Annotated in this window: 16 protein-coding genes; 7 read left to right on the top strand and 9 right to left on the bottom strand. The window is 71.4% G+C overall.

Going from position 1 to position 14,692, the window contains the following annotated elements; all coding sequences use genetic code 11:
• The first annotated feature begins 8 nt into the window (after positions 1-8).
• Entirely contained in the window at positions 9-1,691 is a 1,683-nt protein-coding gene (ettA, locus tag ACZ43H_RS12765) for an energy-dependent translational throttle protein EttA (RefSeq protein ID WP_379184391.1), read from the top strand.
• Positions 1,692-1,932: 241 nt separating this feature from the next.
• On the opposite strand, the gene ACZ43H_RS12760 is transcribed toward ettA, so the two are convergent.
• From ACZ43H_RS12760 to ACZ43H_RS12750, 3 genes are all read right to left on the bottom strand, one after another.
• Entirely contained in the window at positions 1,933-2,421 is a 489-nt protein-coding gene (locus ACZ43H_RS12760) for a MarR family winged helix-turn-helix transcriptional regulator (protein ID WP_464583281.1), read from the bottom strand.
• A 56-nt stretch (positions 2,422-2,477) separates the two neighbouring features.
• The gene (locus tag ACZ43H_RS12755) at positions 2,478-3,695 is read right to left on the bottom strand and encodes an acetyl-CoA C-acetyltransferase (RefSeq protein ID WP_464583279.1); all 1,218 of its coding nucleotides are present in this window, start codon (positions 3,693-3,695) and stop codon (positions 2,478-2,480) included.
• An 85-nt stretch (positions 3,696-3,780) separates the two neighbouring features.
• Positions 3,781-4,383 (bottom strand): TetR/AcrR family transcriptional regulator, encoded by a 603-nt coding sequence (locus tag ACZ43H_RS12750; RefSeq protein ID WP_464583277.1) that lies wholly within the window; start codon positions 4,381-4,383, stop codon positions 3,781-3,783.
• Positions 4,384-4,508: 125 nt separating this feature from the next.
• On the opposite strand from ACZ43H_RS12750, the gene ACZ43H_RS12745 reads away from it, so the two are divergent.
• Both ACZ43H_RS12745 and ACZ43H_RS12740 read left to right on the top strand, forming a co-directional pair.
• Complete coding sequence (locus tag ACZ43H_RS12745; RefSeq protein WP_464583275.1) at positions 4,509-4,688, top strand: hypothetical protein; 180 nt, start codon at positions 4,509-4,511, stop codon at positions 4,686-4,688.
• A gap of 44 nt (positions 4,689-4,732) precedes the next feature.
• A complete protein-coding gene (locus tag ACZ43H_RS12740; RefSeq protein WP_464583273.1) occupies positions 4,733-5,602 on the top strand; it encodes an acyl-CoA thioesterase in 870 nt (289 codons plus the stop codon).
• On the opposite strand, the gene ACZ43H_RS12735 is transcribed toward ACZ43H_RS12740, so the two are convergent.
• The 4 genes from ACZ43H_RS12735 to ACZ43H_RS12720 form a co-directional block, all read right to left on the bottom strand.
• Positions 5,569-6,123: an RNA polymerase sigma factor gene (locus tag ACZ43H_RS12735; protein WP_464583271.1), complete on the bottom strand. Its 555-nt coding sequence runs from the start codon at positions 6,121-6,123 to the stop codon at positions 5,569-5,571. The two genes, ACZ43H_RS12740 and ACZ43H_RS12735, sit on opposite strands and share 34 nt — an antisense overlap.
• Positions 6,120-6,842 (bottom strand): hypothetical protein, encoded by a 723-nt coding sequence (locus ACZ43H_RS12730; RefSeq protein WP_464583269.1) that lies wholly within the window; start codon positions 6,840-6,842, stop codon positions 6,120-6,122. Before ACZ43H_RS12730 ends, ACZ43H_RS12735 begins: the two co-directional genes overlap by 4 nt.
• A gap of 84 nt (positions 6,843-6,926) precedes the next feature.
• Positions 6,927-7,556: a hypothetical protein gene (locus ACZ43H_RS12725; RefSeq protein WP_464583267.1), complete on the bottom strand. Its 630-nt coding sequence runs from the start codon at positions 7,554-7,556 to the stop codon at positions 6,927-6,929.
• Positions 7,557-7,696: 140 nt separating this feature from the next.
• Entirely contained in the window at positions 7,697-8,071 is a 375-nt protein-coding gene (locus ACZ43H_RS12720; protein ID WP_464583265.1) for a globin, read from the bottom strand.
• 88 nt (positions 8,072-8,159) lie between these two features.
• On the opposite strand from ACZ43H_RS12720, the gene ACZ43H_RS12715 reads away from it, so the two are divergent.
• On the top strand, positions 8,160-8,585 hold the full coding sequence (locus ACZ43H_RS12715; RefSeq protein WP_464583263.1) for an OsmC family peroxiredoxin: 426 nt from the start codon (positions 8,160-8,162) through the stop codon (positions 8,583-8,585).
• A 72-nt stretch (positions 8,586-8,657) separates the two neighbouring features.
• On the opposite strand, the gene ACZ43H_RS12710 is transcribed toward ACZ43H_RS12715, so the two are convergent.
• Positions 8,658-9,710, bottom strand: a complete 1,053-nt coding sequence (locus tag ACZ43H_RS12710; protein ID WP_464583261.1) for a mechanosensitive ion channel family protein — start codon at positions 9,708-9,710, stop codon at positions 8,658-8,660.
• Between the two features lie 112 nt (positions 9,711-9,822).
• On the opposite strand from ACZ43H_RS12710, the gene ACZ43H_RS12705 reads away from it, so the two are divergent.
• Complete coding sequence (locus ACZ43H_RS12705) at positions 9,823-10,188, top strand: hypothetical protein (RefSeq protein ID WP_464583259.1); 366 nt, start codon at positions 9,823-9,825, stop codon at positions 10,186-10,188.
• The gene (locus tag ACZ43H_RS12700; protein ID WP_464583257.1) at positions 10,166-10,561 is read left to right on the top strand and encodes a DUF5130 family protein; all 396 of its coding nucleotides are present in this window, start codon (positions 10,166-10,168) and stop codon (positions 10,559-10,561) included. Before ACZ43H_RS12705 ends, ACZ43H_RS12700 begins: the two co-directional genes overlap by 23 nt.
• Before the next feature lie 90 nt (positions 10,562-10,651).
• Here ACZ43H_RS12700 and pepN read toward each other — a convergent pair whose 3' ends face one another.
• Entirely contained in the window at positions 10,652-13,198 is a 2,547-nt protein-coding gene (gene pepN, locus ACZ43H_RS12695; protein ID WP_464583255.1) for an aminopeptidase N, read from the bottom strand.
• Positions 13,199-13,302: 104 nt separating this feature from the next.
• On the opposite strand from pepN, the gene chrA reads away from it, so the two are divergent.
• A complete protein-coding gene (gene chrA, locus ACZ43H_RS12690; protein WP_464583253.1) occupies positions 13,303-14,655 on the top strand; it encodes a chromate efflux transporter in 1,353 nt (450 codons plus the stop codon).
• Positions 14,656-14,692: the final 37 nt, after the last annotated feature.

Genomic DNA, 14,692 nt, shown 5'->3' with positions numbered 1-14,692 from the left:
CAGGGACCATGGCGGAATATGTGTTCACCCTGCGCAACGTGCGCAAGGCCCACGGCGACAAGGTCGTCCTCGACAACGTGACGCTGTCGTTCCTGCACGGCGCGAAGATCGGCGTCGTCGGCCCGAACGGCACCGGCAAGTCCACGCTGCTGAAGATCATGGCGGGCCTCGAGCACGCCAACAACGGCGACGCGATCCTCGACCCCGAGGCCACGGTGGGCATGCTCCAGCAGGAGCCGCCCCTGACCGAGGGCAGGACGGTGCTCGAGAACGTCGAGGAGGCCGTCGGCGAGATCAAGGGCAAGCTCGACCGGTTCAACAAGATCTCCGAGGAGCTCGCGGACCCGGACGCCGACTACGACAAGCTCCTCGCCGAGATGGGCGACCTGCAGACCGACCTCGACCACGCCAACGCGTGGGACCTCGACAGTCGGCTCGACCAGGCGATGGACGCGCTGCGCTGCCCGCCGCCGGACGCGCTCGTCGACAACCTCTCCGGTGGTGAGCGCCGCCGCGTGGCACTGTGCAAGCTGCTCCTCCAGCAGCCCGACCTGCTGCTCCTCGACGAGCCCACCAACCACCTCGACGCCGAGTCGGTCCAGTGGCTCGAGGGCCACCTCGCGACCTACCCCGGCGCCGTCCTCGCCGTCACCCACGACCGGTACTTCCTCGACAACGTGGCGTCCTGGATCCTCGAGCTCGACCGCGGCCAGGCCCACCCCTACGAGGGCAACTACTCGACCTACCTCGAGACCAAGAAGGACCGTCTCAAGATCGAGGGGCAGAAGGACGCGAAGCGTGCCAAGATGCTCGAGCGCGAGCTCGAGTGGGTGCGCTCGAACCCCAAGGCCCGGCAGGCGAAGAGCAAGTCGCGTCTGGCGCGCTACGAGGAGATGGCGGCCGAGGCCGACCGGATGCGCAAGATCGACACGTCCGAGATCAACATCCCGGCGGGTCCGCGCCTCGGCGACGTCGTCCTCGAGGCGCACGGCCTCGACAAGGGCTTCGGCGACCGCACGCTCATGCACGACCTGTCGTTCACGCTGCCCCGCGCGGGCATCGTGGGTGTCATCGGCCCGAACGGCGTCGGCAAGACGACCCTGTTCCGGATGATCACCGGCCAGGAGGAGCCCGACGGCGGTGAGCTCAAGGTCGGCCAGACGGTCAAGATCTCCTACGTCGACCAGAGCCGCGGCGGCATCGACCCCAACAAGAACGTCTGGGAGGTCGTCTCCGACGGGCTGGACTTCATCAAGGTCGCCAACTTCGAGATGAACTCGCGCGCCTACGTCGCGTCGTTCGGCTTCAAGGGCCCCGACCAGCAGAAGAAGGCCGGCGTCCTCTCCGGTGGAGAGCGCAACCGCCTCAACCTCGCGCTGACGCTCAAGATGGGCGGCAACATGCTGCTCCTCGACGAGCCCACCAACGACCTGGACGTCGAGACCCTGTCCTCCCTCGAGGACGCGCTCCTGGAGTTCCCCGGCTGTGCCGTCGTGACCTCCCACGACCGGTGGTTCCTCGACCGCGTCGCCACCCACATCCTCGCGTGGGAGGGCGACGACGAGGACCCGGCCAAGTGGTTCTGGTTCGAGGGCAACTTCGCGGCCTACGAGGAGAACAAGGTCGAGCGGCTCGGCGTCGAGGCGGCCCGTCCGCACCGCGTCACCCACCGCCGCCTGACGCGCGACTGACGTCAGACGCGTCAGCGGATGGCGTCGATGGTGGTTGAGCAGCGACCGCGACCGATGAACGAGGTCGCGACGGAGCGTGTCGAAACCCGGTGAGACGAAAGTCGGCGGTGGCCACGGACTGATCCCAGTGGCCATCGCTGCTTCTCGGCTGACCGGGTCTCGATCCGCGGTCGCGGCCTCGCCGGCTCGGCCGCGCGCTCGCCAGACCGAGATCAGTGGTAGTCCGCTGGCGCGGCCTACGTCACCTGATCTCCATCTCGGGGTGGGCGGAGACCAGGTGGTCGGCGACGGCGTTCATCACGCGCCCGACCGCCGCGAAGTCCTCGGGCGAGACCAGGTCGACGAGGTGGTCTCGCACGCCGTTGACGTGCACCGGTGCGACCCGGACCAGGAGGTCCCAGCCCTGGTCGGTCATCCTCGCCAGGATGCCGCGACCGTCCTCGGGGGAGGTGCAGCGCTCGACGAGCCCGGCGTGCTCCATCCGCGCGATCGTGTGCGTGACCCGGCTCCTGCTGTGGGCCAGCGCGTCGGCGAGCTGGGCCATCCGCATCTGGCGCCCCTCGCGCTCGGAGAGCCGGACCAGGATCTCGTACTCGACCATCGAGAGGTCGAAGGCCCGGCGCAGGTCGTCGTCGAGGCGGTCGAAGAGCAGGGTGGTGCCCAGCACCAGGGCACGCCATGACCGCTGCTGGTCGGTGTCGAGCCAGCGTGCGGTCCGCGTCTCGGTCATGGGCACCACCCTAACGACCCGCGATCCCCTCCGTGGGCGACCGCGGGCACGGGCCGTCAGCCCAGGCGCTCGAGGATCAGGGCCATGCCCTGGCCGCCGCCGACGCACATCGTGATCAGCCCGGTGGTCTTGTCGTGCCAGTCCAGCGAGTTGAGCATGGTGTTCTGCAGACGGGCGCCGGTCATGCCGAACGGGTGGCCCACCGCGATGGCGCCGCCGTTGACGTTGAGGCGGTCGATGTCGATGCCGAGGTCCTGGTACGACGGCACGACCTGGGCCGCGAACGCCTCGTTGATCTCGACCAGGTCGATGTCCCCGATGCTCATGCCCGCGTGGGCCAGCGCACGCTTGGTCGCCTCGACCGGACCGAGGCCCATGATCTCCGGGGACAGGCCGCTGACACCGGTGGACACGATGCGCGCGAGCGGGGTGAGCCCGAGCTCGGCGGCCTTCGTGTCGGACATGATCACGACCGCGGCGGCGCCGTCGTTGAGCGGGCAGCAGTTGCCGGCGGTGACCACGCCGTCGGGCCGGAACACCGGCTGCAGCTGGGAGATGGCGTCGTAGGTGACGCCGGCGCGGGGGCCGTCGTCAGCGCTGACCACGGTGCCGTCGGGGGCACTGACCGGCGTGATCTCCCGGGCCCAGAAGCCGTCGTTGATGGCCTTCTCGGCGAGGTTCTGCGAGCGCACGCCGAACTCGTCGAGCTCCTCGCGCTTGAGGCCGCGCAGCCGCGCGACGTTCTCCGCCGTCTGGCCCATGGCGATGTAGGCGTCGGGCAGCAGGCCGTCCTGGCGCGGGTCGTGCCAGTCCACGCCGCCCTCCGCGGTCTTCGCGGTGCGCGCCCTGGCCTCCTCGAAGAGGGGGTTCTGGGTGTCGGGCCAGTGGTCGGAGGTGCCCTTGGCGAAGCGCGACACCGTCTCCACGCCGGCGGAGACGAAGATGTCGCCCTCGCCGGCCTTGATCGCGTGGAAGGCCATCCGGGTCGTCTGCACCGACGAGGCGCAGTAGCGCGTCACGGTGGCCCCGGGGACGTCGTCCATGCCGTTGAGGACGTTCACGATCCGGCCCATGTTGTTGCCCGACTCGCCGCCGGGCAGGCCGCACCCGAGGTAGAGGTCGTCGACGGTGTTGGGGTCCAGTCCCGGGACCTTGTCGAGCGCGGCCTTCACGATCAGCGCTGCGAGGTCGTCGGGCCGGAAGTCCTTCAGTGAGCCCTTGTTCGCGCGGCCGATCGCTGAGCGGGCGGCGGAAACGATGACTGCCTCGGGCATGGGAACTCCGTTCGGGAAGGGGTCTGCTGCGCTGGTCACCCTAGACGCTGCGCGGCGCGGCCGGACGAGGCCTTGGTCACGTCGCTCACGCGTCGGGCGTGCCGGCGAGACTGCCCATCAGCAGGCCCAGGGATCGGGCCAGGAATCCGCGCCGCTCGGCGTCGGGCTTGGACAGGCCGGCCAGCAGGATGCCGTCGAACGACGCGCACAGCGTCTCGGCCCGCGCGTCCCCCTGCGCCTGGTCGGCGGCGTTCATGATCCCCGCCACGACCCCGACCAGCTGCGCGCGGGACGCGGTGAGGAGGGCGGCCAGCTCGGGGTCCCGCGGACCCTCGAGCGTCAGCTCCAGCTTGGCGCGCAGCAGCTCGGGCTCGTCCAGCCAGCGCGCGAACAGCCCGGTCGTCAGCTCGACCGCGCGGTCGCTGTCGCCGGAGCAGCCACGCAGCTGCTCGGCGAGCGCGGTCACGTCGTCGGCCAGGGCACCGACGACGTGCTCGGTCAACGCGGTCTGCAGGGCACGTCGGGTGCGGAGGTAGGCCGAGCAGCTGCCCTCCGGCAGGCCCGCGCGGCGGTCCACGGCCCGGTGCGTGAGTCCGCGGAGTCCGTCGTCGGCCACCACGCGCAGCGCGGCGTCGAGCAGCTGGCGGCGGCGCGGGCTCAGCCGCTTCGTCGCGGTGTCGACGGTCATGCGGACCTTCCTGCGGGCGGCGGCGGGCTGTGACTCGGCACACTACCGGCGCAGTTGGGAACAACGAGCGAGGGGAGTACCTTCTACAGGTGTAGAGATTCTACAGACGTAGAAAGGATGTCGTCATGATCGTCGACCTCAGCTCGCTCACCCCCTTGCTCGTCGGTTTCTTCGCCCTCGCCGCCGTCGCCGGCCTCCTCGCCGTCGCCGCGGTCGCCGACTTCGTGGTCAGCAACCGGCGCACCCGTCTCGCCCGGCGCCAGACCGTCCGGGCCTACTACGGCGGGATGGCTCTCACCCACTGACCGCGCCCCTGCGGGGGGCCGCCGGGTCTGACAGCATCTGGGGCGTGCGCCACGTCTACGAGTGTCCGATGCGCTGGGCCGACATGGACCTCCTCGGTCACGTCAACAACGTCGTCTACGTCGACTACCTCCAGGAGGCGCGGGTCGACATGCTGCGGACCCACGGGCCCGCCGCGCAGACCGGTGACCTCGCCGAGGGCGTGGTCGTGGTGCGCCACGAGGTGACCTACCTCGCGCCGCTGAAGTTCCGCTTCCGGCCGGTGAAGATCGAGTGCTGGGTCACCGAGGTGCGCGCGGCCTCCTTCACGATGGCCTACGAGATCTTCCACGACGACCCCGAGGACGCGCAGGGCCGTCACGTCTACCTGCGGGCGACCACGGTGCTGACGCCGTACGTCTTCGCGACCGAGCGCCCGCGCCGGCTGACCCCCGTCGAGCGCCAGACCCTGTCCGCGTTCCACGACCCCTGGGAGAAGGCTCCTCGCCTGCCGCTGGGGCCGGCCCGGCGGGACGAGGTCGGCCACTACCCGATCCACGTGCGCTTCTCCGACGTGGACGTCTACGGGCACGTGAACAACGTGAAGTACTTCGAGTACCTCCAGGAGGCCCGGATCCTGCTGACCGCCCGGCTGTGGCGCGACCTCCCCGACGGGACCCCGCCGGTCAGCATGGTCGTGGCGCAGACCGACGTCGACTACAAGGTCCCGATCCTCTTCCGCCCCGAGCCGTACGACGCGTGGTCGTGGATCTCGCGCGTGGGGGAGCGGTCGGCGACGATCGAGTCAGTCATCTGCGACGGCGAGACCCTGCTCTCCCAGGGACGGGTCACCATCGTCTTCTTCGACCAGGACACGCAGCGCTCGGCACCGCCTCCGGCGGTCTACCGCGAACGGCTGCTGAGCGCGCTGGCCTGATCCTCGGCTCCGCGCAGGCGGCGGAGCCCGCGGTGCCGGGCGACCCGGACCGCGACGGGGCTGATGCCGAGCGCTCGAGCCGTGCTCTCGACGTCGAGCCCGACCACGTCGATGCACGCGACGACGTCCCGCTCGCGGGGCGGCAGCCCGCGCAGCGCGTGCGCCACCCAGTCGCGTGCGACCAGGGCCGGCTCCGGACCGTCGGCGATCTCCAGCTCGGGGACCTCGTCGGTGGGCTGGGTGTCCCGGCGCCTGCTGCGTCGGCGGGAGTTGGCTGCGAGGTTGCGGGCGATGCCGAAGAGCCAGCCGGCGAAGTCCGACGACGTGCCGGTGAAGTCGTGGATCTTCTGGGCGGCCGTCAGCCAGGCCTCGGCTGCCAGGTCCTCCGGGGAGATCGCTGCGTCGTCACTGGGGCGGGTGGCCAGCCAGACCACCAGACGACCGGCGTGAGCCCGGTAGAGCTCGCCCCAGGCGTGGGTGTCACCGCTCTTGGCCCGCCCGACCAGCTCGTCGTCGCTCATCCACCCGCCGGGTCGTCGTCGTCGGCGTCACCATCGGTGTCACCGCCGTGGTCCGCGTGGTCGCCGGGTCGGTCGCCCGCGCCCTCCGCGCCCTCCGCGTCGTCCCCGTCGTCCCCTTCGTCCGGGTGGTCGGGGTGCCCCTGTCCTTCGGTGTGCTCACCGCTCGACCCGGGCTCGTCGGACTGCCCGTGCGGCTGGCCGGCCTGGCCGTGGCCCGACCCGGCGATGCCGTGGTCGCCGCCGCTGCCGGGCTGCCCGGGCTGCTCCCCAGGATCCGAGGACGTCGACCCGGGGAGGTCGCCCGGGTCGGCGGAGCCCTCGTCGGGGGAGCTCTCGTCGCGGGTGCCCGCGGGGACGGTGCCCGTGCCGCGCGCCGGAGAGGTCGCGGACCGCTGCCCGTCATCGGGGGACGCCTCGGAGCGCGACGGCGGGGTCGGGGCGCTGGGGAGGTCGCCCGGCCGGGTCGCGGGCGGCGCGGGTGGTGCGGGGGCGTCTCCGCCGGTGACCGCGGCTGCCACCCAGGCACCGCCACCGAGCACGGCGGCCACGCCCGCGGCGGCGAGACCCGCACGCCAGCTGTCGGCGCGTGCTGGGGCGGGTCGCGTCGGGCGCGCGGAGGACGCGGCGATGGTCGCGAGCCGGGCGACGAAGGCGTCGTCAGGCTCGAGCGTGGGGATCTCGAGCCGCAGGTCGGTCCTGTCGGCTCCGTGGTCGGTCATGTCTGGCCTCGTGAGATGGGGCAACGCCCCGGCGGTAGCGCGGGGGGATGCTACCGCCGGGACGTCGTTCGTGGGGCGCTCGGGTCAGTCGTCGGAGCCCGAGTCGCTGTCGTCGCCGGCGTCGTCGCCCTCGTCGGAGTCGTCGTCCCCGCCCTGCTGGCCGTGGGTGGTGGCGTGCTCGTCCGGGTGGTCGCCGGCGTGCTCGTCCGGGGTGGCGTGCTCGCCGTGGTCGGAGTCTTCGCCCCCGCCCTGCTGGCCGTGGGTGGTGGCGTGCTCGTCCGGGTGGTCGCCGGCGTGCTCGTTCGGCGTGGTTCCGGGGTGGTCGCCCGCGTCGTCCGTGCCGTCGGTGTCGTCACCGGTGGTGTCATCGTCCGCCGTGTCGTCACCCGTGGTGTCGTCCGCCGTGGTGTCGTCGCCCTCGGTGTCCTCGGTCGAGGTGGAGGTGCCCTCGTCGGTGGCCTCGTCGTCCCCGGCGTCGTCGGCCGGGTCCTCGGTGGGCCCGTCGGTGGCTTCGTGCCGGGCGCGCGCCTCGGCCGCGCGGGCCTGGCCCTCGGCTGCGTGCTCGTCGACCTGGTGGCCGTACTTGTTCACGACGGCGGTGCCCGTGTCGTCACCGCCAGGGGTGGCCCCGGTGGCGTAGGCCGCGCCCACGGAGGTGGCGGCGGCGATGGCGGCACTGGCGGCGATGGCCCGCGCTGCGGTGATCCTGCGCATGCTGGTGACTCCTCGATTGCTCGACGGCTTGTCGCGCGGTGAGGAGCTGCTCCTCACCGCCGCGGTCACCTGGTACCTGTCGCGACCGGTGGTCGGCGTTACACGTGGGCTGAAAGTTTCTTCGCGGCCACGGTGTGGCCTCACTCGAAGCTGTTCACCATGAACTGTGCAGCGTGCGTGACGTACTCCCAGAACTTCGCGTCCTGCTCCGGCGTCAGCTCGACCGCGTCCAGCCCGGCCCGGAAGTGCCGGAGCCAGTGGTCCTTCGCCTCGGGGGTCACGGCGAACGGCGCGTGGCGCATCCGCAGGCGGGGGTGCCCGCGGTTCTCGGAGTAGGTCGTCGGCCCGCCCCAGTACTGCACCAGGAAGAGCAGGAAGCGCTCCTCGGCGGGCCCGAGGTCCTCCTCGGGGTAGAGCGGGCGGAGCACCTCGTCGCCGGCCACGCCCTCGTAGAACGTGGCCACGATCCTCCGGAAGGTCTCGAAGCCGCCGATCTCGTCATAGAACGTGGTCACGCGCCCATTGTGCCGAGCGGCCGGTCCGGCCCGTGCACCGGCGTGGAAGACTCGGCGCGTACCGCAGTCGAGTTGAAGCGAGGAACACATGGCAACCACCCGCAAGGCCACCACGCGCTGGGAAGGCAGCCTCTTCGAGGGTGCCGGCAAGGTCACCCTCGAGTCCTCCGGTCTGGGCACGTACGACGTGTCGTGGCCCAGCCGCGCGGAGGAGGCGAACGGCAAGACCAGCCCCGAGGAGCTCATCGCCGCGGCCCACTCCGCCTGCTTCTCCATGGCGCTGTCCAACGGCCTGGCCAAGGAGGGCACCGCGCCCACCTCGCTGGACACGAGCGCCGACGTGGAGTTCACCCCCGGCACCGGGATCACCGGCATCAAGCTCACCGTCCGCGGCGTCGTCGAGGGCATGAGCAACGAGGACTTCGTCAAGGCGGCCGAGGCGGCCAAGGAGGGCTGCCCCGTGAGCCAGGCGCTCACCGGCACCACCATCACGCTGGACGCGGCGCTCGCCTGACCGCGCCCGCTGCCGGACGTGCAGGAGCCGGGACCCGCAGCAGCGGGTCCCGGCTCCTGTCGTCAGGTGGCCTCAGCCGGTGTGGGTCCCGGCACCGGTGGGCGCCTCGGACCCCTCGGCCTCCTGGGCCGCCTTCTCCTCGCGGTGCCAGATCACGCGCTGGGGGAGGGGGATCTCGATGCCCTCGTGGTCGAAGCGGGCCTTGATCCGCTGCCGCAGCTGGCGGGCCACGCCCCACTGCTCCATGGGGGCCGTCTTGATGAGGACCCGCAGGGTGACCGACTCGGGCATCAACATCTCCACGCCGGTCACCTCCGGCTCCTCGATGATGATGCTCTTGTAGTCCTCGTCCTCCCACAGGTCGTGGGCCACGTCCCTGAGCACGCTCTGGACGCGCACGAGGTCCTCCCCGTAGCCGACGTTCACGTCGACCACGGCGCGCGACCAGTTCTGGCTCATGTTCCCGACCCGCAGGATCTCGCCGTTGGGGACGTACCAGACGGTGCCGTTGAGGTCGCGCAGCCGGGTGACGCGCAGGCTTACGGCCTCGATGGTGCCACTGGCCTCGCCGACGTCGACCACGTCGCCGACGCCGTACTGGTCCTCGAAGATCATGAAGATGCCGGACAGGAAGTCCTTGACGAGCGACTGGGCGCCGAAGCCGAGCGCGAGGCCGATGATGCCGGCGCTGGCGATGATCGGGGCGATGTTGACGCCGAGCTCGCTCAGCATCATCGTGCCGAAGATCGCGACCAGGACCCCGGTGACGATGCTCTTGAGCAGGTCGCCCATCGTCTTGGCGCGCTGGACGCGGCGGGTCGCGGTGACCATGTCGCGCGCGGTGGGCCGCTCGGTCCCCTTCCCGTGGCGGGTGAACCGGTTGGCCGGGAGCACACCGCCCTCGGCGCGCGAGACGATCCGGTCGACCAGGCGGTGGAGCACCCAGCGGATGACCAGGCCGAGGACCAGCAGCCCCAGGATCGCGAGGGGTCTGCCGATCAGGACGTCGGAGGCGTTGGCGAGGACCTGGTTGTCGGTCCACCCGTAGACCGTGCTGCAGACCTGTTCACCGTCGGCGCACGGGTCGGTGTTGTCGAGCGAGAGCGTGCTTTCGAGGCCGAACATGCGCCCCAGTATGACCACGTCCGGCGGCTGATTCCGAACCGTGCGCGCCGGTGTGACCCACCCGACGTGGAGGCCGCGAGGGGCGGTGCCGGCGAGCCGATATCCTGCTGCCGTGACCACTCCGCTCCAGACTCTCGTCCGCCGGTCCACCATCGTCCTGGGCGCGGCGACCGCCGTGGCCGTCACCGGCCTGGTGACGGCCGGTCCCGCCGGTGCGGACGTTCCCGAGGGGTGGAGCAACCCCGACGACGTCTCCGCCCTGCACGCCCTGCTGATCCTCGGTGGCATCCCGCTCCTGCTCTTCCTCCTGATCACGCTGGCGGTCTACGTGCCGGCCCTGGTCCGGGGCGAGCGGGTGAAGCCGGGCGCCTCCACCGTCGAGGAGCAGTGGTTCGGCGGCCCGCGCAAGGGCACCGCCGAGCTGGCCGGCCCCGACACCGAGGAGTCGAAGGCCGGTGGCGCAAGTGGCCGCTGGTGAGTTCAGCAGCGCCGACAGGTTCGCGATCGACGAGGCGATCCGCCGCGCCGAGCAGCTGAGCCGCTGCGAGTTCTCCGTCTTCGTCGGGCAGGCCGAGGGTGACCCCCGGGCCTTCGCGACGCAGCTGCACAACTCCCTGGTCGCGCCCACGCGCAGCATCATGATCATGGTCGACCCGGTCGTGCGGGCCCTGGAGATCGTGACCGGCGGCTACGTCCGCCGCACCCTCAACGACGCGGAGGTCGAGCTCGCTGCGCTGGAGATGCGCAGCCGCTTCGCCGAGGGCGACCTCGTCGGTGGCCTCAAGCGAGGCATCGAGATGCTCGCGGAGCACGCGAGGGCCCCGCAGACGCTGCACAGCTCGGAGAGCTGAGCAGCGTCATCCAGCGCCGACTCGGCGGTTCCACCACGTACGACGAAGGCCCCCGCCGAGCGGCGGGGGCCTTCGTCGTGGTCGGGCAGGTCAGCCCTGGGCGTCCTTGGCCTGGGCGGCCAGCGCGCGGGCCACGTCGGCCCGGCCCTCACGCACGTAGCGCTTCGCCGCGGGGTTGGCCGGCGAGCTCTCGAGCCAGGCGTCGACCCGGTCGAGGAGCTCCTGGCTGGCCAGCGGCCGCGGGAAGATGAACTCCAGCGCGGTCGAGGCGCGCTGGGTGCCCTTCTCCTCCCACAGGGTGTCGGCCGCCTCGAGGTACTTCTCGACGTAGGGCGCGAGCACCTCGTCCTGGCCGTGCACCTGGAAGGCCAGCACGACGCTGCGCTGGGTCTCGTTGGCGACGTCGTCGCGGACCATCGCGATCTCCCACGCCTCGGCCTTGGCCTCGGCGGTCGGACGCAGCGCGCGGGCGGCCGCGGCGTGCTCCTGGCCGGAGATCGTGTTGTCGCGCTCGAGCTCCGCGGCGATCCGGTCGGCGTCGGCGCGGCCGTTGCGGGCGAGCCCGTTGAGCAGCGTCCAGCGCAGGTCGGTGTCGATCGCGAGGCCCTCGAAGGTCAGCGTGCCGTCGAGCAGCGCCTCGAGGTCGCAGAGCGCGGCGTCGCTGTGCGCCGCACCGGCGAAGGCGCGGGCGAAGGAGAGCTGGTGGTCGCTGCCGGCCTCGGCGTTCTCCAGGAGCTTGCGCAGGCCCTGCTCCCAGGTCTCCCGGAGGGCGGCCCGGTTGGCGGGGGCGCTGAACGAGCTGACCGCCTGGGCGGCGTACCCGGGGATCCGGCTGACGCCGAAGGCGTCGCTCTCGCTGCCGATGCCGGAGAGCACCAGGGCGACGAAGTCGGTCGCGCTCATCTCGGCGTCGCGGGTCATGTCCCACGCCGCACCCCAGCAGAGCGCCCGGGCGAGCGCGTCGTCGAGCGTCGAGATGCCGCCGATGACCGTGGCCAGCGAGCGCTCGTCGAGGCGGATCTTGGCGTAGGCGAGGTCGCCCTCGTTGAGCAGCAGCAGGTCGGGCTGCTGCTGGCCGACCAGGTCCGCGACGTCGGTCAGCTCACCGGCGACGTCGGTCTCGAGCGACGTACGCCGCACCAGGCGGCCGTCGACCGCGTCGTAGAGGCCGATGCCGAGGCGGTGGCGGCGCAGCGTCGGCTGGTCCGCGGCCGCGGTCTGACGGACCGCGAAGGAGGTGTAGCGGCCGTCGGCGTCGAGCTCGAACTCGGGGGAGAGGGTGTTCACGCCCGCGGTCTGCAGCCACTCCTGCGCCCACGACTGGAGCTCGCGGCCGGAGGCCTTCTCGAGGGCGGCCAGCAGGTCCTTGAACTCGGAGTTCGAGAACGCGAAGTCCTTGAAGTAGCCGCGGATGCCCTCGACGAAGTTGTCGAGCCCGACCCAGGCCACCAGCTGCTTGAGCACCGAGGCGCCCTTGGCGTAGGTGATGCCGTCGAAGTTGACCTCGACCGCACGCAGGTCGACGTTGTCGGCCGCGATCGGGTGGGTGCTGGGCAGCTGGTCCTGGCGGTAGGCCCAGTTCTTGCGGGCGTTGGTGAAGCCGACCCACGACTCGGTGAACTCGGTGGCCTCGACGGCCGCGTGGTAGCAGGCCCACTCGGCGAAGGACTCGTTGAGCCAGAGGTCGTCCCACCACTTCATGGTCACCAGGTCGCCGAACCACATGTGCGCCATCTCGTGGAGGATGACCTCGGCGCGGAACTCGTAGAACGAGCGGTCCTGGCGGCTGCGGGGGAGGTACTCGTCGCGCAGGGTCACGCAGCCGGCGTTCTCCATCGCGCCCATGTTGTACTCCGGCACGTAGAGCTGGTCGTACTTGCCGAACGGGTAGGGGAAGTCGAAGAGCTCCTCGAAGAACTCGAAGCCCTGGCGGGTGAGCTTGACCAGCTCCTCGACGTCCATGTGCTCGACGAGCGACTGGCGGCAGTAGTGGCCCAGCGGGATGTCGCCGTGCTTGCCCTCGTAGGTGTCGAGGACCTCGTGGTACTCACCCGCGACGATCGCGGTGATGTAGGTCGACATCGGCTTGGTCTCGGGGAACTCCCAGACCGCCTTGCCGTCGCCGGTGTCCCGGGGTGCGGGCGTCGCGGCGTTCGAGACGACCTTCCAGTGGCTCGGCGCGGTGACGCGGAAGGTGAACGGAGCCTTGAGGTCGGGCTGCTCGAAGGTCGTGTAGACGCGACGCGCGTCCGGGACCTCGAACTGCGAGTAGAGGTAGACGCGGTCGTCGGCGGGGTCCACGAAGCGGTGCAGGCCCTCACCGGTGCGGGAGTAGGTGCAGTCCGCACGCACCACGAGCTCGTTCTCGGCGGCGAGGCCGGAGAGCGCGATCCGGCTGTCGGCGTACGCCGTGGCCGGGTCGACCTGCTCGCCGTTGAGCGTGATCTCGTGGACGGTGGCGTCGACGAGGTCCGCGAACGTGGAGGAGCCGGGCTCGCTGCACGTGAAGCGGATCGTGGTGGTCGAGCCGAAGGTCTTCTCGCCGGTCGTGAGGTCCAGGTCGATGGAGTACGACGTGACGTCCAGGAGGGCGGCGCGGGTGGCGGCCTCGTCCCGGGTGAGGTTGGTTCCAGGCATGTCTCGCATCCTCTCACCGGGTCCGGTGCCGAAGAGAAATCGTTATCTTCGCCACCCCGGCGCTTACTGGACTCGTTCACTGCACTTTCGGCGATGATGGGCGGGTGAACCGGGTGGGAGACGTCGTGCCGCTGCGCGAGGCGACGAGGGCGTGGCTGCTCATCAGCCTGCAGAGCTTCGGGGGCCCGGCCGGCCAGATCGCGGTGATGCAGCGCGAGCTGGTCGACGAGCGCCGCTGGATCGGGGAGCGACGGTTCCTGCACGCGCTGAGCTACTGCATGGTGCTGCCGGGGCCCGAGGCGCAGCAGCTGGCGACCTACATCGGCTGGCTGCTCAACGGGTGGGTCGGGGGAGTGGTCGCGGGCGGGCTCTTCGTGCTCCCCGGCGTGCTCGCGATGCTGGGCCTGTCCTGGGTCTACGTGGCCCACGGGGACTCGGCGGTGGTCACCGGCCTGTTCCTCGGGCTCGCGCCCGCCGTGGTGGCCGTCGTGGTGCAGGCGGTGGTCCGGATCTCGCGCCGGGCCCTGCGCCACCGGGCGCTTGCCTGGCTGGCCGTGGCCGCGTTCCTGCTCCTCGCGGTGCTCGGCTTGCCGTTCCCCCTCGTCATCATCGGGGCGGGGGTGGCCGGCTGGGCGCTCGGGCGGTGGCGGCCGGAGGTGATGGCCCGCCCGGCGCTGCCGGTGGCGGAGGGTGAGGTCCCACCGCTGGTCCCGGACGACGCGCTGCACCGGGCCAGCCCGTCGGCCAGGAGGAACGTGGCGGTGCTGGCCGTCGGACTGGCGCTGTGGGTGGCGCCGGTGGTGGTGGCCTGGGCGCTCGCCTCCGGCTCGAGGACGGTCTTCACCGACCAGGGCGTCTTCTTCGGCGGGATGGCGCTGGTCACCTTCGGCGGTGCCTACGCCGTGCTGTCCTACGTCGCGCAGGCCGCGGTGGGCACCTTCGGCTGGCTCTCGGCGGGGGAGATGGTGCGCGGGCTGGCGCTCGCGGAGAGCACGCCCGGGCCGCTGATCATGGTCGTCCAGTTCGTCGCGTTCCTCGGCGCCTACCGCGACCCCGGCTCCCTGGACCCCTGGGTGGCCGGGGTCCTGGCCTCCCTGCTGGTGGTCTGGGTGACCTTCGTGCCCTGCTTCCTCTTCATCTTCCTCGGTGCGCCGTACGTCGAGCGGCTGCGCGAGAGCACGGCGCTGTCGGCGGCCCTGACCGGAGTCACCGCCGCGGTCGTGGGGGTCATCGCCAACCTCGCGGTCTACTTCGCGGTGCACACGCTCTTCTCGCGCACCACGACCCTGTCCGCGGGCCCCGTGGAGCTGGTGGTGCCGGTGTGGTCGTCGTACGTGTGGCCCTCGTTCGTCGTCCTCGCGGTGGCCCTGGTGCTCGTGTTCGTGCGTGAGTGGTCGGTGCTGCGCACGCTGGGCCTGTGCGCCCTGCTGGGACTCGGTCTCTCCTTCGTGTCCTGACCCGGACATGGCCCGTCCGGACTACGGAACGGGGCCA

The organism is Nocardioides sp. DN36, from assembly GCF_055380375.1.
This window is presented reverse-complemented; position numbering and strand designations above follow the sequence as displayed.